Source organism: Prevotella multiformis DSM 16608, from assembly GCF_000191065.1.
Classification (GTDB): Bacteria; Bacteroidota; Bacteroidia; order Bacteroidales; family Bacteroidaceae; genus Prevotella; species Prevotella multiformis.
In genome coordinates this window covers 140,925-159,811 of sequence record NZ_GL872282.1, presented here as the reverse complement: position 1 = coordinate 159,811, position 18,887 = coordinate 140,925, and the positions used below count along the sequence as shown (strand labels likewise).

At 50.3% G+C, this 18,887-nt stretch carries 12 protein-coding genes; 5 read left to right on the top strand and 7 right to left on the bottom strand.

What is annotated here, in order from left to right:
* Positions 1-11 precede the first annotated feature (11 nt).
* The 3 genes from HMPREF9141_RS00670 to HMPREF9141_RS00660 form a co-directional block, all read right to left on the bottom strand.
* Positions 12-656, bottom strand: coding sequence for an MBL fold metallo-hydrolase (locus HMPREF9141_RS00670; protein WP_007366447.1), 645 nt, complete (start codon positions 654-656; stop codon positions 12-14).
* A gap of 84 nt (positions 657-740) precedes the next feature.
* Complete coding sequence (gene rsmG / locus HMPREF9141_RS00665) at positions 741-1,364, bottom strand: 16S rRNA (guanine(527)-N(7))-methyltransferase RsmG (protein WP_007366446.1); 624 nt, start codon at positions 1,362-1,364, stop codon at positions 741-743.
* A 115-nt stretch (positions 1,365-1,479) separates the two neighbouring features.
* Positions 1,480-2,250 carry an RsiV family protein gene (locus HMPREF9141_RS00660; protein WP_007366445.1) on the bottom strand — a complete coding sequence of 257 codons (771 nt, stop codon included), beginning with the start codon at positions 2,248-2,250 and terminating at the stop codon, positions 1,480-1,482.
* Between the two features lie 70 nt (positions 2,251-2,320).
* Here HMPREF9141_RS00660 and HMPREF9141_RS00655 point away from each other — a divergent pair, with 70 nt between their 5' ends.
* The 3 genes from HMPREF9141_RS00655 to HMPREF9141_RS00645 all read left to right on the top strand — a co-directional run bounded on the left by HMPREF9141_RS00655 (position 2,321) and on the right by HMPREF9141_RS00645 (position 5,288).
* Positions 2,321-2,944 carry an HAD family hydrolase gene (locus HMPREF9141_RS00655; RefSeq protein WP_007366444.1) on the top strand — a complete coding sequence of 208 codons (624 nt, stop codon included), beginning with the start codon at positions 2,321-2,323 and terminating at the stop codon, positions 2,942-2,944.
* Positions 2,945-3,086: 142 nt separating this feature from the next.
* Complete coding sequence (panB, locus tag HMPREF9141_RS00650) at positions 3,087-3,905, top strand: 3-methyl-2-oxobutanoate hydroxymethyltransferase (RefSeq protein ID WP_007366443.1); 819 nt, start codon at positions 3,087-3,089, stop codon at positions 3,903-3,905.
* 207 nt (positions 3,906-4,112) lie between these two features.
* Positions 4,113-5,288, top strand: a complete 1,176-nt coding sequence (locus tag HMPREF9141_RS00645) for an MFS transporter (RefSeq protein WP_007366441.1) — start codon at positions 4,113-4,115, stop codon at positions 5,286-5,288.
* Between the two features lie 1,049 nt (positions 5,289-6,337).
* On the opposite strand, the gene HMPREF9141_RS00640 is transcribed toward HMPREF9141_RS00645, so the two are convergent.
* The 3 genes from HMPREF9141_RS00640 to ispE all read right to left on the bottom strand — a co-directional run bounded on the left by HMPREF9141_RS00640 (position 6,338) and on the right by ispE (position 13,588).
* The gene (locus HMPREF9141_RS00640) at positions 6,338-9,214 is read right to left on the bottom strand and encodes a PD-(D/E)XK nuclease family protein (protein ID WP_007366439.1); all 2,877 of its coding nucleotides are present in this window, start codon (positions 9,212-9,214) and stop codon (positions 6,338-6,340) included.
* A 213-nt stretch (positions 9,215-9,427) separates the two neighbouring features.
* Complete coding sequence (locus HMPREF9141_RS00635; RefSeq protein WP_007366438.1) at positions 9,428-12,727, bottom strand: UvrD-helicase domain-containing protein; 3,300 nt, start codon at positions 12,725-12,727, stop codon at positions 9,428-9,430.
* Positions 12,728-12,748: 21 nt separating this feature from the next.
* Positions 12,749-13,588 carry a 4-(cytidine 5'-diphospho)-2-C-methyl-D-erythritol kinase gene (gene ispE / locus HMPREF9141_RS00630; RefSeq protein ID WP_007366437.1) on the bottom strand — a complete coding sequence of 280 codons (840 nt, stop codon included), beginning with the start codon at positions 13,586-13,588 and terminating at the stop codon, positions 12,749-12,751.
* A gap of 97 nt (positions 13,589-13,685) precedes the next feature.
* Here ispE and dnaB point away from each other — a divergent pair, with 97 nt between their 5' ends.
* On the top strand, positions 13,686-15,206 hold the full coding sequence (gene dnaB, locus HMPREF9141_RS00625) for a replicative DNA helicase (RefSeq protein ID WP_007366436.1): 1,521 nt from the start codon (positions 13,686-13,688) through the stop codon (positions 15,204-15,206).
* A gap of 47 nt (positions 15,207-15,253) precedes the next feature.
* Here dnaB and HMPREF9141_RS13195 read toward each other — a convergent pair whose 3' ends face one another.
* The gene (locus tag HMPREF9141_RS13195; protein WP_007366435.1) at positions 15,254-15,409 is read right to left on the bottom strand and encodes a hypothetical protein; all 156 of its coding nucleotides are present in this window, start codon (positions 15,407-15,409) and stop codon (positions 15,254-15,256) included.
* A 785-nt stretch (positions 15,410-16,194) separates the two neighbouring features.
* Between HMPREF9141_RS13195 and gyrA the strand changes: the two genes are divergently transcribed.
* Entirely contained in the window at positions 16,195-18,741 is a 2,547-nt protein-coding gene (gyrA, locus tag HMPREF9141_RS00615; RefSeq protein WP_007366431.1) for a DNA gyrase subunit A, read from the top strand.
* The last annotated feature ends 146 nt before the right edge of the window (positions 18,742-18,887 follow it).

Sequence of the window (18,887 nt, the reverse complement as noted above, 5' to 3'; positions counted from 1 at the left end):
TGCAAAGCTTTTCAACGGTCCATGTAGGGATTGTGGGCAAGTTCAAATCCAATGGTCGTCTTAGGTCCATGTCCCGGGTAGACGACGGTGGAGTCTGGAAGCTGTGCAAGTTCTCTCAGGCTGCCGATGATCTGGAACATGCTGCCACCCGGGAAATCGGTTCTCCCGATGCTTCCCTTAAAGAGGGTATCGCCTGTGAAGAGAACATTCTCTTCCGCACAATAGAAGGAAACCGAACCGCCCGAATGTCCGGGCGTACGGATAATCCTGAAAGTATGTGCTCCGAAGGATATTTCCTTGTTTTCAGTGAGATTAAGCTTGCCGGCGGGGAGTCGGTCGTTTAGTGTGATTCCCAGCATCTGGCTGGCAGCCTGTTCCGGATTCTCCATGAACACGCCATCACATTCATCCACTTCCGGCAGCAGCTTGAAAGCTTTGAGAATCGCAGCATCACCGAGGTGATGGTCAAGATGTCCATGTGTGCCAAGATTGTGGATGGGTGTCAGTCCGTTATCCTTTATGTAGTCGATGACCGTGTTCTGTTCACTCTCCGTGAAGGCACCACAATCGATGATGACGCATTCTTTAGTATCGTCGCTGACGACGTAACAGTTTTCCTGAAGAGGATTTACTTCAAATGTCTGGATTTTAAGCATAAGCGTTTATGTAGAATAGTAAGGAAGCGCGGATGATGGGACGAGGAAGAGAGCCATGGGGGAGAAGGTCTTTCCGTCAGGGGATTATCCCGGTACATAGATGAGATACTTCTCTTTAAACCATGCTTCGTCAAACCATTGCGACAATTCTGTCTTTTCGGCAATCTTTCGGAACGGTCTCAATTCTTCGTCAAGACAGCCTCCTTTGAGGACAAGTACGCCATTGGGAAGTACGTTGTGCTGGTCGCAGGCAATATTTTTCTTGACTACTTTCATCAATTCAGGCAGAGGCATCACAGCCCGCGAAACGATGAAATCGAACTTTCCCTTTTCCTCTTCGCCCCGTTGGTGCATGGGGAGAACATTCTCGAGGCCGATGGAATCGGCAATTTCCCGGGCAACCTTGATTTTCTTTCCTGTCCCGTCTATGAGTTTGAAATTTGACTCGGGAAAAAGAATGGCAAGCGGGATGCCGGGAAATCCGCCCCCCGTGCCGAAGTCGAGGACATTTGTTCCTTCCCGGAAGCGAATCCGTTTGGCGATTGCCAGGGAATGTAGGATATGATGTTCATAAAGGTTGTCAATGTCTTTGCGGGATATGACATTGATCTTGGCATTCCAGTCATGATACAGTGTGTCGAGTGCGGCAATCTGTTCTTCCTGTCGAGGAGTGAGATGAGGGAAGTATTTTCTTATTATTTCTGTCATTGTCTTGTTGAATGTCGGGGGATGTCAAGGTGAATGTGCGAGGGAGCGGAGGAACAGGCGGAGAGAATCTGACAGGAGGCGGATGGGGCTGCAAGGTGCCACCGGACGAGCAAGCTCAATTTTCCACCGCCACGCTTACTTCTTTCCGGCTGATTTCCCCGGGCGTATAAATGAACACGGTGGAATCATCCGTAAGGATGAAATTGTCGGATGGATAGGGAGTAATGCCCACGAAATATCCTTTCGATTGCAGTCTTTCAATATCGTTGTCCTCTATGTCTTCACGTTTTGACAGCCTTTCGATGATTTTCTCTGTCAGTTTTTCCCCGGCATCCTTTCCGAAATGTTCCGACAGGGTGACACGGTGTCCGTCCTTCAAATCGAAGTTGCGTGCTATCGTGTACTTTGTCAGCCTCCCGTTTCCATTGTTGATGGCGATATGTGAGACAGCTGTGACGTAGTGATCTGCCGCAGCCCTCAGTTCTGTCTTGATGGACAGTTCCCCAAGCAGTTGACTTCTTCCTTTCTCCTTCTGACGTATGAGGCGTGCCATTTCCATATAGTCTCTTATATATTGGCGCACGAAGGAGGGAATGACCGTCTTTGGTGAGAGCGGACCGTAACTGATAGAAAGATAATCAGGCTGCAGAAGTCCCATTCGCAGCAAGGAGTCATTGACAGCAGCATACTTCCGTTCCTTCAGACAGGTGAAGTCGACATGAACATGACACTGTATCGCATCAGAAAGACGAGCCAGCGTGTCTGCGGACACGACGATCGTAGAAACCTCCAGCTTCTTGGGAGGCCCCTGCCGATGTCCGCAGCTTCCTGCTGTCAGCAGGAAGACAGCGGAGAATGCAATGATTGAAAATAACTCCTTTGTCATATTACAGACGGCAAAGTTACAAAAAGTTTTTGTAACTTTGCATTATACATCTTATAATAAAAGGGAAAGAATGATAAAAGCTTGTTTGTTTGATTTGGATGGTGTCGTGTTCGACACAGAACCTTTATACACCTTGTTCTGGCATGAAATGGGGCGCAGGTATTGTCCTGACATCGAAGGTTTCGAGTATGCCATAAAGGGACAGACACTGGTACAGATCTTCGACCGGTATTTTGCCGGGGAAGAAGAAGTGCAACGGCAGATTACGCATCGTCTGGATGTATATGAGCAGAATATGCCATATCATTATGTTTCTGGTTTTGAATCATTTGTAAAAGACCTCAGAAGTAAAGGAATAAGGACGGCGGTCGTGACGAGTTCCAACCTTGACAAGATGCGGAATGTCTACAGATCTCATCCGGAGTTCAAGGATTATTTTGATGCCATCCTCACGTCGGAAGACTTCGCTGAAAGCAAACCGTCGCCAGACTGTTATCTCAGGGCTGCAGCCCGGTTCAATGTCCCCGTCGAGGCATGTGTGGTCTTTGAAGACAGTATCAACGGCTTATGTTCCGGCATCTCTTCCGGTGCACGGGTCATAGGACTTGCAACCACCAATCCGGCAGCTGACATCAGGCGCTATACCCATGAGGTCATCCGTAATTATGAGGGATTCACTTTGTCGGATGATTAAAAAGAGGTAACTTTGCAGCCTGAACGCAGGGCTTGCAGTCCGTGATTCTATGACAGGAGGAGCAGGAATGTATGTTCTGGATCACAGAAGGTAAATATGAACCGGAATTGTTGATTGTGAATCCGGAGACAAGAACAGGTATATGGGATATTTGACAACAGACAAGAAAAAGGTAACGGCCAGGACGCTGCTGGAGATGAAAGCGGCAGGGGAGAAGATTACCCAGATGACGGCCTATGACTACACTACGGCGGGAATCATCGATGCAGCTGGCATAGACAGCATTCTCGTCGGCGATTCAGCATCCAATGTGATGGCCGGCAATCAGGATACAACCCCGATCACTGTAGACGAGATGATTTATCATGCACGTGCTGTCGTACGTGCCTGCCGGCGATGTCTGGTCGTCTGTGATATGCCTTTCGGATCTTATCAGGTAAGTCGGGAAGATGGAATACGCAATGCCATCCGCATCATCAAGGAGACAGGTGCAGGAGCAGTCAAGATGGAAGGCGGCACGGAAATCGTCGATACCGTAAGAGGGATCATAGCAGCGGGGATTCCTGTTGTCGGACACCTCGGCCTTACTCCACAGAGCATACACAGGCTCGGCGGCTACGGTCTCCGTGCAAAAGAGGAGGCCGAAGCACAGAAGCTCATGGATGATGCGCTTGCCCTTGATGCTGCCGGCGTGAGCGCCATCACGCTCGAGAAGGTGCCCGCCGCTCTCGCCGCCAAGGTGACAACGCTGGTTAAAGCTGCGACCATCGGTATCGGTGCAGGGAACGGGACAGACGGTCAGGTGCTTGTCTATGCGGATGCACTCGGCATGACCCAGGGGTTCAAACCTAAGTTCCTACGCCATTTCGCCAATGTCCATCAATGTATGACAGATGGGGTACAGGCGTATATCAGATGTGTGAAAGAAAGTACTTTCCCATCGGATGCGGAGTCCTATTGAGATGCAACAACCCGCAGACCGGCTTGTGTCTTTACACCGTCAGACAGGGCATGATTCCGGTTACGGAGCCGGACAATAAGGATGAAAACGTGGCAAGATGGGTTGCCTGCGTCGACCGATAAAGGATAAGCATATAGGCAGACGGGGATCCTTACTCCTGTCTGTCAAATGATTATAGAACTTTGATTCTACCACAAAATAAAGGTTATGGACACTCAAAACATACCTGTTCACGTCAGACTCTGGAACAAGCGTTTCTGGATGCTGGCGATGGCAAACCTCCTGCTGGCGATGTCTTCTTATATGCTTCTTCCCGTAATTCCACTGCGAATGGAGGCATGGGGATATACGCATCTTCAGATAGCATGGGTGCTGGGAATCTTCTTTGCAGGGCTCTATCTGTTCGGATGTATGTCGGGTTATCTCGTGCAACGCTATCGCCGTAAGAACGTGTTCAGTGTGTCGACTTTGGCATTGTGTGCTGTCACGGGGGTTTTCTACTATCTGAATACACGTCCGGATGATTCTGTCGATTATGCACTGCTTCTGCTGCTCCGGCTGCTGCAAGGAGCATTCTATGGTCTGTCTCAGCTCGTACTTCTCGGTACTTTGATCATCGACACCGTGGAGGCTGTACACCGCACGGAAGCTAATCATGCAGCAACATGGTTTGGCCGGTTCGCCCTTGCCCTCGGCCCTTTGGCGGGGCTTCTGGTCTACCGGCATGGTCAATTCGGATCGGTGCTTCTCCTTTCCTGCGCCTGTCAGTTTCTCTCCTTCATATTCGTCGGTCTGGTTCGTTTTCCCTTCCGTATGCCGAACGAGGATCTCCACCGCTTTTCTTTCGACCGTTTCCTTTTGAAAGACAGTCACTGGCTGTTCCTAAACGTCATGCTGGTTACCGCAGCAGCAGCCCTTGTACTGACCCTTGCACACAGCCTGCGCTTTTATGAATTTGTCATGCTGGGTTTTTTCATGGCGCTTCTTGCCGAGCGGTATGCTTTTGCTGATGCCGACCTCCGTAGTGAGGCGACTACCGGGATGACGGCGATGGGGATTGCGGTCTTGCTCCTGATAACGCACAGTCGGGAGAGTGTCGGCTATATCGCTCCTCTCCTCATGGGTTTCGGAATTGGCGTGACAGGAAGCAGGTTCCTGCTGTTCTTTATCAAGCTGTCCGACCATTGCCAGCGCGGAACAAGTCAGAGCACCTATCTGCTTGCCTGGGAGACCGGGATTGGAGGGGGGCTGATGGCTTCCTTCGGCCTGTTCAACTGTTCTCCCGCTCCTGTACTGTGGACGTGCCTCGGGATTCTTGCAGCAACCTTGATCCTCTATGTGGTCTTTGTCCATAAATGGTACATTGCACATAAAAATCGGTAAGGAAAAAGAGGGAAGAAGAGGGAATAAGCCGAGACGGATGTCTTTTTCGGTTCTTCCGTTAAATGCATAGATTAGAAGAATAAAGGCTTATACACTTGCTGGGTATGACTGTCCGAAATCAGATGGCCTTGCAAAGGAGTGTAAACTACAAGGTAAAATGCAGAAAAGGCAAATTGATACGATGCCTGTACATCAGCATGTCTTTCCGTCTTCTACGGACAATTATTCCCATATCATCGGTGTTTGTAAACTGTTTTCATGCAACGCAAAGCAACACATGCCCTTCTGGCTTCTAAGAGATGCCTGATTGACTTGCAACAGGTGCTTTTTTAGCGTGTTACCAACGCCCTTTTGAAGTCCAATCAAGCACCTTTTTGAACGGCTTCACAACCAATTGATTGACTGCCGGTTGCAAACCTGCTTTTTGAACGTTTGTTTTATATTTGCAGCTGATCCATTTGAAATTATGTAATGGTTTTTCAAGATCTTATCTGATTTCAACAGATTAAATTGAAAAGGTCTTTGTATCGGATGATGATGATAGAATAGCCAGCCAAGACGGTCTTGCTGTGTTTTGTTCAGTGATTAACTTCGGTTCTTCCGTTGAAGCTATATGAAAAACATCCACGCATTTAACGGAAGAACCTTTTTTCTTTTCCATTTATCACGCTCAATTTCTTCATGCTTCAAGCCGTATTGGCGTTTCCATGATGAGATTCCGGACCCTCCACGGCTTCTGTCTCATCCGCATTGAGCAAAGACTGTATCAATGTGGGTGGTGTACACCCCGTGTTATCCCCCCTTGCCGGAGATACAGGTGTTTTCTGATTGTCAGCTCTTCGATTTAGAGTACACATATCCAATGCGATTGCCGTCCGGCAAACCTTCCCTGAATCAGTCAGCCATTCACTTTCCGTCATAACGGCAGGAATCCCCTCGTCTTGCCGTTTCCAGCCGATGTGTTGATGCTCAACACGCATCGTACCGCACGCAAACACCAGACACACTGAGGGCTTGCATCGTATCGTCCGTCGCAGCTATACTCTTGTCTATCGTCCACACATCTGTTTGTAAGGGCAATACTTGCACCGGTCCCAGTCGTCTGTCGGGACGAAAGCTATGTCCGGATTGTTGATTTCCTCCAGTTTCTCCGTGAGGTTCCTGAAGAAGTCCTTCTCGTATATGGTGGCATCCGTAATTTCTTCACCGTCCATGGACAGCACCGGGCTGTAGTCTTTGCCCCCTGCATGCTGGATGAAAAGCAGTGCGGGACTTACGGGACGATGGTCAGGATTGTGCTCAGGATCATGTCGGGCCTCGATGAGACTGTAAAGCATGGCCTGCATTGTGTAGTCGCTTTTCTTCCCGATGTTCTTCGGGTCAAAGACTTCATCGACGTTCTTCAACGGTTCAGCAGCCTTTCCTCCTGTTTTATAGTCGACGACACGTAGGCGAGAGCAGTCTGTATTGAGACATATTTCATCGAGACGGTCGATTCGCCCGCCGGTTTCTATCTGCTTTTCGGTTCCGTTGACCTTGACGGTCAATGTCTGTCTCACATCGAATTCATGACCGATTACACGCAATGGGGTCATCCGCCTGTCTATCCGCAGTAGTTGATGAAGGTACTTGATGATGACCTCGCGGTTGATCAGCTGAAGACCGTTGAGTTTCGGATGTTTCCTGCTGCCTGCCTGCTGGTGGAATAGCTCCGTTGCGAACGCCTCGTCTACGACATCGTCCAGCGTAGCGGGAATGTGTCCGGCTGAGGTCGGGCGGGTGCTCTTCCCGGTCTTTAGCAGGTAATCAATGTCCTTGGCCGTGATGACCTCCTTCGGAAGCAGTTTCTCGTACATGAGCTGGGCAGCGGCATGGAAGATATTGCCGAACATCCTGTTGTCGACATCATCAACATCCGTCTCATCGTTTTCTTTGATTCCGGCAATGTATTTAAAGAAATACTTTAATGGGCAGCTGATATATGTATTGATGGCAGTCGGTGAAAAATAACTGATTTCATCGAGCTTCCTGCGTACGGCTTCATCTTTCTTCACTGCTTGAGCTTCACTGTGCATGGGTTCCTGCCCTGCTTGCAGAGTCTGCCGGTGAATGGGATGGTTCCATTCCACCATCAGCTGTAACATGAAACGGCTCATTTCCCCTGTCCTGCTTCCTTTTGTGGAATTGTTGTAGAGGAAAGTTATGTCTTTCGCCCGTTGGATCAGACTGTGAAAATAGTAACTGTAGATGGAAACCTTATTTTCAATAGTGGTCAGGTCGTATGCTTTGCGGATGAGATGGGGGATAAACGACGAGTCGTCAACTCCTTTGGGCATATTGCCTTCATTGCAGGAAAGCACGAGCACATGGTCGAAATCAAGGTTACGCGTTTCCAGTACGCCCATCACCTGTACGCCTCGTGCCGGTTCGCCATGGAAGGGGATGCTTGTGGCTGCGATGAGTTGTGTCAGCAGGCGTCGGAAAATGATCTTGTCTGCTTCGAGATCGCCGCTTGCCATCAGGTCACTTAGCCTTGTGAGTAGAGTGAACATACGGAATATTGACTCTTCAAAGAGCGGGTCTTTGTCTGTGGCTCCATTCACTCCAATGGTACGGATGGTTTCAGCAAGCCAATCGACCAAGGCCGGCAGATGCCGTCTGTCGCCCGGATGGTATTCAAAGAGAGAGCCGGCCTGCGGGGTGATGTAAAACTGCCTTTCCTTGTTCAGCCTCTCGATGACCTCGGCCACATCCGGAACAAGATACTTGCCGTAGGGATGTCGCAGCACCCTGTTTACGTAATGTAGTCTGTAACCTTGCTCTTGTACGGAGAACCCTTCTGTCTGGAGTGTCAGCAATTGCGTCACCATGGAGGCTATCGGAGTCTGCTGTAGAGGATATCCGGTGGTCACATTGAGCGACTCCACTTCGTTTGGAATACAGTGGATGACGGTCTGCAGCAGATGTTCATCGCAAAGTACGATGGCTGTGCGTTTTCCGTCTTTGTATCTGTCTCCGTCACGCAGCCACTCGGTAATGAACCGTGCCTGTAGATTCTCTGTCGGTGCAGAGATGAAGCTGATTTCTTTCTCCTTGTCGAGATTGTCGTACAGGTCATCGCAGTCGTTCGGAAGAGCATTGGGAAACCGGTCGAGCCACCGCCTGATATAGTTGCCGGCCTCGTTCGTCCGCCTCATATAATAGCGGTCATAATCCCAATAGAAGCTCGCCTTTTCTTCATCTTTGAAGCGTTTGAAGAGTCGCTGTTCAACTTTCTGAAGGACGTTGAAACCGACAAATACATAATGTTTGTATTGCGTTTGGATATCGTCCTCTTCAACGACTTCTCTATAAAGCATCCCTTCATAGGCAAGTCCTTGTGAATGAAGTTTCTTCTTGAATTGGTTGTATATATCATTTAATCGTCCCCACAGCATGATGAATCTCTCCTTGAGCCCCTCAGGGTTGTCGTCGAAATTGGCGAAGAAACGGTGCAGTTCAGCCTTTTGCTCCTCGTTGAGATAGCTGATGTCGTCCAATTCCCTGAGGTCACGGATATTGGAGAATACCCTGTGTGCATCTGCCATATTCTTGTCGATGTCATCGAAGTCGGCCAACAGCAGCTGTCCCCATCCGTAAAACTGGTCAAGTGTCTCTCCCACATTGCCGGTCACCTCGCCATATGTTTTGTAGAGGTCGCATATACTTTTGATGGGATCGGCCACGGTCAGTTCGGAGTGCTGGCGGAAGAAATCAGAAATCGTAATATAGGCTGGACTCCAGAGCGGCCGTCCGGCCATCCGTGCCAATGCCTGGTTCAGGAAGAGGGATGCCCGTTTGTTCGGAAAGACGACTGCTATGCCCGACATGTCCGTTCCGTACTTGTCAAGCAGGTCTTGTGCTACGTATTCAAGGAATGTAATCATATTTTAAAACTTAGACTTCCGTCAGAGACGATGGAAAACTGACATCATCAACTTGTTTCTTTTATTTAGCTGTACTTTACTGACCCGTTTATTTACAATAGGTTGCCAAGTGTTCTGTATGTAAGGCCTCCGATACTCGGAATCGTCGGTTCCAATGTCTGCAACGGATTTTCCGGGTACTCGGGAGTACTGTTCCTTTAGGGAAACAGAGGGTCAAGGAAGAGTGGGAACGGGGACTACTTCATTTCTGACGACATACCAGATATAGCCTGACACCTGCCGGTACTCCATGGATGTAAGCAGCTTCATGTATCTTTGTACCTGTTCACGATATTCCTTGCGAGGCTTGCCGAACTTGAAATCGACGACGATCATCTCCTTGCCATCGGTCATGACACGGTCCGGCCGGTTTTCACGGACTTCCCCGGTCTCCTTGTCATATTCAAGGATCGTACACTCGTTAAATAGCTTCCAACGAGGGCTGAACCAGCTTTTCACCTGTTCATTTTTCAGGGCTTGCGAGATTCGTTCCTTGAGTTCTTTCGATGTGACCTCATCATTGTAGACGATTCCCGCTTGCTCAAGTTCCTTCAGTCGGGGCTGGATATCAGAATCGGTAAGGATCGTGGAAAACAGCTGGTGGAGAATATTCCCCATCTTTATATAACGGCTCGCATCCGGGAGCTCAAGATCTTCTCCGTTGATAAAATCGTGGCTTTTATTACTCTGACGGAAACTTACGGGGTGAGGGAAAGTCTCGATTTTCAGCGTGTGGGTCTCTGGTGTGATCTCAAAGGGATTGGTGGAGTCCCGTCCTTTCCCGGTCTTCTGTGTGCTGTCCGACAGACTGCCCATTTCAAAGACGAGCGGTTCTTTCTCCCCCCGATCTTCAAGTGTCGCTCCATGGAGTTCGGCAGTAAGATCATTGAGAATGAGTTGTATGATCTGTGAACGGTTGGAAGCCGTACCGCCCTCCTGAAGTTCCTTGAATCTCTTTTTGGAAGCTCTTTTCCCTGTGATAAAGAGGTTCTTGCCAGCCCTGGTAAAGGCAACATAGAGCAGATTCATGTTGTCCACGGTATTCTGCAGATGTTCTTCTTTATAGTCGTTTTCATACACGGTGCCCATCATGCTGTTCTTCGAAAAGTCTACGGGAATAAGCGGCAGTTTTCCATAAGGCATCTCCTTGTCGTCTCCCGGGCACCATATCGTGTTCCCCGACTTTTTTTCCAAATCCCAGTCGCAGAATGGAATCAGCACATTGTCGTATTCCAGTCCCTTGCTTTTGTGGATGGTGATCAGGCGTATTCCGTCCACCTCGTCACTCTGGATGGTATTGCTCGAAAGTGTGTTGTCCCATTCTTCGATGAAATCGTCTATATCCGCAGGATGATCGCGCAGGTATTCATTCAGCGTATCATAGAAAGTACAGACATACGCACTCTGCCCTTCGAGTCGGTCAAGGTTGAAAAGAGCGTATATCTCATCGACAAGGTCAACGAGCGACATCCTTAACAAAGTCTCAAACCTGCTTGTATAACCTTTTGGCAGCAAGCTCCTTGTGGATGGCGTATCATTGTCAACGAACAGTGTGTTGTCGTCCATCCCCGTCTGCAGAACCTGTTGCTGATAGAGTTTGACGAGCTTGCTTTCCGTGAGTCTGTCCTCACGGTGTGTCAGCAGGTGAAGGGCATAGACAATCACATTCACTGCCAAAGAGGCATCCAAGCGGAAGGCCTCGTCGGAAACGATGCCGACTTCCGTGCCGAACTCGTGTAGAAACTCGTCTGCAATTGCCTGTATGACTCCTTTTGACCGTACGAGGATGGCGATGTCTTTCTGCTTGTAACCGTGTGAAAGGAGCTCACGTACATTGTCGGTCAGCTCGCCGAGTATGTTTTCTCTATATTCCTTTTCGTTTCTACCGCAGTAAAAGAGTTTCACACGGACACAGCCCTTTCCGTCGTTTTTCTTAGGATGCTGTTCGATCTCCTGATAGGCTTCTGTCAGTTGGTCGGCATCTCGGATTTCATCAGTCTCCAATTCCTTTACCGTCCGACTTACGGCCAGTGAGAAGAAAGCATTGTTGAATCGGATGATGTTCTCCTCCGAACGGTAGTTGGTGTCAAGCGGCTGTATTCTTATCTGTTCGTCGTGGAAGTCATGTTCGATGTTGTTCAGCAGTTTCCAGTCTCCTTGCCGCCAGCGGTAGATGCTCTGCTTGACATCACCCACAATCAGATTGTGCGAGTCGATCTGTGCCATGCAGTTGTCAAGCAGCTTCCGGAAGTTCTTCCATTGAATCGTACTTGTGTCCTGAAACTCGTCAATCATGATGTGTTTCAGATAGGCTCCCATCTTCTCGAAGACGAAAGGCGTATCGGAGTCTCTCATCAGTGTGCTGAGCAATGATTGTGTGTTGCTTAGCATAAACCGGTTCGTGTCTTTATTGATTTCATCGACAGCTTCGGATATCGCATGGAGAAGTCTGAGCTGGGAGAGATGCGTCAGCGTGAGGTTGGAGGATTGGTATTCCTTCCATCCCTCTGTCCTGTATCTTTCCAGAAGCTTCAGGTCTGCACACAATGCGGTTGACGCAAGGTCGGTAATGGCGGCTTTCTCCGCTGCCGGGCAGTCGCCTGACGGCCACTTTCCGGCATCCTCGATGCAGGCATTCACATATTTGGGCGCACCGACACTGGAAGGCTTCTCTTTCGCCAGTCTGACGATGTACGGATAGATCCCTCTTGACTTGTTGTTGAACAGGTTCTGGTCGTCAAGGTGTGCCTCATGTATTTTCCCCAGCATTTGCGACGCATGGTCATTCAGGCATTTCTGTGCTGAAGCTCGCCGTTTGCGCAGGTCGGTGATCAGTCCGTCAAAGAAATTCTCTTCTCTGAAACGCTCGTCCAGTTCCTTCTGGTGATCCTTGTAGAAATCCTTGAAGATATTTTTACCGAACTCTTTTATCTGATTGATTACATTCCATCCCTGGTCATCCTCGATGTTTTTGTCTATGTAGTCACGGATCCATTTCAGCACTTCTTCTCCCTCCTCCAGGCTGTTGATCATTTCATCTACGGCCTGTGCTTCCACCTGGTCGTCGTTGAGGTCGATGCGGAGGTTGGCCGTCAGATTGAGCTCGTGCGCAAGGTTGCGCAGCACAGACTGGAAGAAAGCGTCAATCGTCTGTACACGGAACTCATTATAATGGTGGGTAAGCAGGGAGAGCGCTTCAGCTGCATGCTCACGGATGGTCGTCTCAGGGAATCCGGTCTTTTTCACGACCTGGTCGAAGTACGCCTGCGAATCGGAAAGGCCATGGGCGATGCCATAGAGTTGCGATAGGATGCGTATTTTCATTTCCTGTGTCGCTTTGTTGGTAAAGGTCACGGCAAGGATTTTCTTATAGTCCTGCGGATTCTTTACCACCAGGGCGATATATTCGGATGCCAGGGTGAAGGTCTTTCCTGATCCGGCCGATGCTTTGTATACTGTCAACGCTTTCTCCATCTTCTGACGGCAATACCGGGATTAGAGGCGGACACAATAGATGAACATTCCCGAGAAGTCCTTCTCCAAGGCGGCTGGGCGCTGGCCGAAGATGCCGAAGATCGTACTTCCGCTGCCGGACATCTGCGCATAGATAGCCCCGCGGTCGTACAGGGTCTTCTTCACGGCTGCAAGTTCCGGGTGTCTGGCGAAGACAGAGGCCTCAAAATCGTTCGTCAGTTCATTGCGCCATGTGTCGATGGGCTGCCGGACGATGTCACGGCAGCATTTGGCCGGTTTTTTAGGCGTGACTCCTGCGTATGCTTCGGCAGTAGCTACATCCGTCCCCGGCTTTATCAGTACAAGATAATATCCTTCCAGATTGCAGTTTTCATCGTCTGCGGGGGCGAGAATATCGCCGACACCTGTCGCAAAGGCGATCTCGGAACGGACGAAGAAGGCACAGTCCGCCCCCAGCTGTGCTGCGTAGCGTTCCATCTCGGCACTTCCCATATTCAGGCGGAAGCGTTCGTCAAGCAGCCGGATCATGTATGCCGCATCCGAAGACCCTCCGCCGAGTCCGGCTTGCATGGGGATGCGTTTGACCAGGTGTGCGTGGACGCGGGGGAGGGCGTAGTCGCGGGCAATAAGATGGTAGGCCTTCACGACCAGGTTTTTGTTCTCGTCACAGCCGACGGCATTTCCCGTCACCTTGAGGTCAATAGGCGTAGGAGACGGAAATTCTTCATCCATCTTCTTTATCTCGAGTGCATCACTGAGCGGAACAGGGTAGAATACCGTCTCAAGGTCGTGATAGCCGTCAGGACGTTTGGCAACAATGTTTAATCCAAGGTTGATTTTGCAGCAGGGAAATGTAATCATAGTCTGAAATGTTGTTTTAAGAATTATTTTGCAAAGATAGTAAAAGGTTGGAATATTGGTGTACCGAATGGAATATTTTTTGTAAATTTGTCGCCAAATGCCGGAAAGAAATAGTAACAGCAAAAGCAGTCGCAGGAGCCGTCAGGCTCCCATCGACACAACCTTTGGTCATCTGCAGCCGCAGGCGACAGATATAGAGAAGGTTGTCTTGGGTGCCCTTATGATAGACAAGGACGCCTTTACGGTCGTGTCCGAACTGATCAGGCCGGAGACCTTCTATGAAGCCCGCCATCAGAAAATCTATGAGGCGGTACAGTCGTTGAACCTGCAGGAGAAGCCTGTCGACATCATGACGGTCGTCGAGGAACTCCGCCGGAAAGGGACGCTGGAAGAAATCGGCGGCCCTGCCTACATCGTGGAGCTGAGTTCCAATGTGGCGTCCTCTGCCCACATAGAGTATCATGCGCACATCCTTGCACAGAAGTTCCTCGCCCGCCAGCTGATCCAGTTTGCTTCGATGATCGAGACGGATGCCTTCGACGAGACGGTCGACGTGGATGACCTGATGCAGAAAGCCGAAGGCGCACTGTTCGAGATCTCCCAGAAGAACATGCTGCAGGATTACGTGCAGATCGATACCGTCGTGGAGCAGGCCCACCAGCTGCTGCTCAAGGCTGCCAACAACAAGGGTGGACTGACGGGAGTCCCCAGCGGCTTCCACGACCTTGACAAGATTACGGCGGGCTGGCAGGCCTCCGATCTAGTCATCATCGCCGGGCGGCCGGCCATGGGTAAGACCTCCTTCGCACTCAGCATAGCGAAGAATATCGCCGTCGACTACCGCAAGCCGATCGCTTTCTTCTCCCTTGAGATGAACAATGTGCAGCTTGTGAACCGTCTGATTTCCAATGTCTGTTCCGTCCCGGGCAGCAAGATTCTCAACGGACAGCTGACGAATGACGAATGGGAACGCTTCGACTCGAACATCCGGAAGCTGCAGGGAGCACCTATTTATATTGATGATACCCCCGGGCTTTCCATCTTCGAGCTCCGGACGAAGGCGCGCCGGCTGGTACGCGAACATGACATTCAGATTCTGATGATCGACTACCTTCAGCTGATGAATGCCAATGGAATGCGTTTCAACAGCCGGCAGGAAGAGGTGTCGACCATCAGCCGCTCTCTGAAGGGACTTGCCAAGGAACTGAACATCCCCGTGCTGGCTCTCTCGCAGCTGAGCCGTGCCGTAGAACAACGTGAGGGCGTGGAGGGAAAACGGCCGCAGCTGAGCGACTTGCGTGAGTCGGGTGCCATTGAGCAGGATGCCGATATGGTGCTTTTCGTACACCGGCCGGAATATTACCATATCCTGCAGGACGAAAAAGGGAATGACCTGCATGGCATGGCGCAGATCATCATCGCCAAGCACCGTAAGGGTGCGACAGGAGACGTGCTCCTGAACTTCCGTGGCGAATATACCCGCTTTGCCAATCCGGAGGATGCGGCTCTCTCCGTACCGATGCCCGATGATGCGTTGGGAGGAGAGATTATCGGCAGCAAGATGAATGATGGACCGCTGCCGCCGCCTCCCAGTGGAGATCTGCGAGCACCTTTTTGAACAGAAAGGCAGCTTCTGGAGGACACCTCTGATTGATATTCGTCTTTTTAGGCGGCGGTCTCCTTCTTGTTGAAAGCGGTATGGCGGGTGCCATGCGGCAGTGAAAGAGAAAGCTGGAGGATCTGCATGCAAGAACCATCTATGTTGAGACGAGAGGCTTCCATAGCCACCCGTCTGTCTTTGTGTATCTTAGAACCTTTCATAAAGCATTTCCCCACGGGATTCGATAGGACATGTCGTCTGATTCTGTCAGTTCTGCATACTCCTTATGTATGCGGAACATCTGACAAGGTTTTCGTCTGTTTTTTTCGGCCGAGCAGGCCGGAGCTGTCAGTACCTCCTTCGCTCGTCTGACCGTATCTTGATGGAAAATGTTTCTTTTGTCCTGATAATTTGCTCCTTGTACCCGGAGATTGCCTATCGCATATATGTTTGAAGAGGATGAAGTCCCTTCGATGAAGATATGTTTAGACAATCTTTTCTTGTTTTTATAAGCCGTTTGTAACCAGTTGGTTAGCACGTCCTTTTCAAAAGGTGCTTGTTTGCATCCCAACCAACGCCCGATTGAGGCTCTATCAGGCGTTGGTTGGAACGCAAGTAACGCCCGTTTGGAAATCAAGCGGGCATGGGTAAGAATGGACAGGCTGGCGATGCGTTCCGTCAGGCATCGTTTTCCCTTTCCACAGACAGCGGCCAAAGGGAAAAGAACCGACCGCTTTCCGGATAAAGAAAAGCAGTATTTTTGATTCTTCCGAAATATGGAGTGATATAAAGTCCGTTTTCAAAAGAGTCGTCCAGCCTGTCTTTACGCAATGCTTAAATAATGTTTTTTCGTTCTAAGCGTTTTGTGGTGTGGAAAAATATTCGTATCTTTACACCTTGAAAATGAAAGAAAACGGCTCTGGGCGAAAATAAAGGCTATTGTAGACGATTTCGGCCTTTCGGCGATGAGCTTTTGTTTCCATGGAATTTATAACAATATAATATAATGGACGAAAATCAGACAATTGATCAGGACAGAATCATGAAGATCAACATCGAGGAGGAGATGAAAAGCTCCTACATCGACTATTCCATGTCGGTGATTGTGGCACGTGCCCTCCCTGATGTCCGTGACGGCTTCAAGCCTGTCCACCGGCGTATCCTCTTCGGTATGCGTGGTATCGGCAACTTCAGCAACCAGCCTTATAAGAAATGTGCCCGCGTCGTCGGTGAGGTGCTCGGAAAATATCACCCTCATGGTGACTCTTCCGTATACGGCGCACTTGTGCGTATGGGACAGGAGTGGAATATGCGCTATAAGTTGGTTGACGGGCAGGGAAACTTCGGTTCTGTCGACGGTGACTCTGCCGCTGCGATGCGTTACACGGAATGCCGCCTCTCAAAGATGGGTGAGCACGTTATGGACGATATCGAGAAGGATACGGTGGACATGGTCAACAACTTCGACGATACGCTGCGCGAGCCTGCCGTGATGCCTACGAAGATTCCCAACCTGCTGGTAAACGGCGGTAACGGCATTGCCGTGGGCATGGCGACGAATATCCCTACGCATAATCTCGGCGAGGTGATTGACGGCTGCTGTGCCTATATCGACAATCCGGATATTTCTACAGACGGACTGATGGAGTTCATTCCTGCTCCAGACTTCCCTACAGGGGCTTATATTTATGGTCTTCAGGGCGTAAAAGATGCCTACGAGACAGGACGCGGACGTGTCGTGATGCGTGCCAAGGCTGAGATTGAGAGCGATGAGAGCCACGACAAGATTGTTGTTACAGAGATTCCTTATGGAGTCAACAAGCAGCAGCTTATTGAATACATTGCCGATCTGGTAAAGGAAGGAAAAATCGAGGGTATCTCGAATGTAAACGATGAAACGGGCCGCCAGGGGATGCGGATTGTCGTCGACGTGAAGCGTGATGCCAATGCGAATGTCATCCTCAACAAGCTCTTCAAAATGACGGCGCTGCAAAGTTCGTTCTCCGTGAACTGCATCGCACTGGTGGGCGGGCGTCCACGCCTGTTGAGCCTGCGTGAGTGCATCAAGTACTTCGTTGAGCATCGTCATGACGTCACCATCCGCCGTGCCCGATTCGACTTGAAGAAGGCGCAGGAGCGTGCACATATCCTGGAGGCTCTGATAAAGGCCTGCGACAATATTGACGAGGTAGTTCATCTTATCCGTGCCAGCAAGACACCTTCCGAGGCACAGAAGAACCTTGAGGAGCGTTTCGGTTTCGACGAATTGCAGTCCAAGGCAATTGTCGATATGCGTCTGTCCCAGCTGACGGGTCTGCGTCTCGATCAGCTGCACCAGGAATTTGAGGAACTTATGCAGACCATCAAGGACCTGCAGGAGATTCTGGACAACCCGGAACGTTGTAAAGAAGTGATGAAGGCAGAGCTGCAGGAGGTAAAGGAGAAATATGGCGATGACCGCCGTACGGAAATCATCCCTGACGAGCACGAGTTCAATGCAGAGGACTTCTATCCCAACGACCCTGTCGTCATCACCATCAGCCACCTCGGCTATATCAAGCGTACTCCGCTCGCCGACTTCAAGGAGCAGGCTCGTGGCGGCGTGGGATCGAAAGGTGCCCGCACACGTGACAAGGATTTCACAGAGTATATTTATCCGGCGACGATGCACCAGACGATGCTCTTCTTCACCCGTAAGGGACGTTGCTACTGGATGAAGTGTTATGACATCCCTGAGGGCGACAAGAACTCAAAGGGACGTGCCATCCAGAATATGCTCTCACTTGATCCGGGCGACTCTGTAAATGCTTTCCTGCGCATCCGTGGTCTTGACAATGAAGAGTTCCTGGATTCGCACTTCGTGGTGTTCGCCACAAAGCAGGGCATCGTCAAGAAGACATCCTTGCGGGCCTACTCCCGCCCGCGTACGAACGGTGTGATCGCCATCAACATCAATGAGGGCGACGAGGTGGTAGACGTTCGTCTGACAAACGGCAAGAACGAGCTGATCATGGCTGACCGCAACGGCCGCGCCTGCCGTTTTGACGAGTCGAAGATCCGAAGCATGGGACGTGTCTCGACCGGTGTGCGCGGCATGCGTCTGGATGAGGACGGTCAGGATGAGGTTGTCGGCATGATTGTTGTCAATGACCCTGTCAACGAGACGGTAATGGTAGTTTCGGAAGAGGGCTACGGAAAACGCTCACAGGTTGCGGACTACCGGTTGACGAACCGTGGCGGAAAGGGGGTCAAGACCCTGAACATCACGGACAAGACAGGCAGGCTCGTCGCCATCAAGAACGTCACTGATGCGAACGACCTGATGATCATCAACAAAAGCGGCATTGTCATCCGTATGTCTGTCGCCGAGTGCCGTGTCATGGGACGCGCCACACAGGGTGTCCGGCTGATCAACCTCGCCAAGAAGAATGATGTCATTGCATCCGTATGCAAGGTGATGAGTTCTGAAATGGAATCACAGGTAGAAGAGGAAAGCCGCGAGCAGTGGGCGAAGAACAGTGAAGACATCAAAAACGACACCGCCTCCGTATAAAATTGTAATTCAAAGAAATCACCGTCCGGAATCATGATCGTCGAGCAGTCCTGCCGTACAGGGCGAAGGTTCACCGATGAGGCGGAGGACACCGGCATACGGAGGATGGACTGATTCCGAATACTGAAGAAATAGGATATAAACCT

Excerpts from the sequence above, each read along its gene's own strand:
- ispE (WP_007366437.1), bottom strand. The coding sequence starts at position 13,588 with ATGATTACATTTCCCTGCTGCAAAATCAACCTTGGATTAAACATTGTT.
- HMPREF9141_RS00660 (WP_007366445.1), bottom strand. The coding sequence starts at position 2,250 with ATGACAAAGGAGTTATTTTCAATCATTGCATTCTCCGCTGTCTTCCTG.
- HMPREF9141_RS13195 (WP_007366435.1), bottom strand. The coding sequence starts at position 15,409 with ATGAAAGGTTCTAAGATACACAAAGACAGACGGGTGGCTATGGAAGCC.
- HMPREF9141_RS00670 (WP_007366447.1), bottom strand. The coding sequence starts at position 656 with ATGCTTAAAATCCAGACATTTGAAGTAAATCCTCTTCAGGAAAACTGT.
- HMPREF9141_RS00655 (WP_007366444.1), top strand. The coding sequence starts at position 2,321 with ATGATAAAAGCTTGTTTGTTTGATTTGGATGGTGTCGTGTTCGACACA.
- dnaB (WP_007366436.1), top strand. The coding sequence starts at position 13,686 with ATGCCGGAAAGAAATAGTAACAGCAAAAGCAGTCGCAGGAGCCGTCAG.
- HMPREF9141_RS00635 (WP_007366438.1), bottom strand. The coding sequence starts at position 12,727 with ATGGAGAAAGCGTTGACAGTATACAAAGCATCGGCCGGATCAGGAAAG.
- rsmG (WP_007366446.1), bottom strand. The coding sequence starts at position 1,364 with ATGACAGAAATAATAAGAAAATACTTCCCTCATCTCACTCCTCGACAG.
- HMPREF9141_RS00645 (WP_007366441.1), top strand. The coding sequence starts at position 4,113 with ATGGACACTCAAAACATACCTGTTCACGTCAGACTCTGGAACAAGCGT.
- gyrA (WP_007366431.1), top strand. The coding sequence starts at position 16,195 with ATGGACGAAAATCAGACAATTGATCAGGACAGAATCATGAAGATCAAC.
- HMPREF9141_RS00640 (WP_007366439.1), bottom strand. The coding sequence starts at position 9,214 with ATGATTACATTCCTTGAATACGTAGCACAAGACCTGCTTGACAAGTAC.
- panB (WP_007366443.1), top strand. The coding sequence starts at position 3,087 with ATGGGATATTTGACAACAGACAAGAAAAAGGTAACGGCCAGGACGCTG.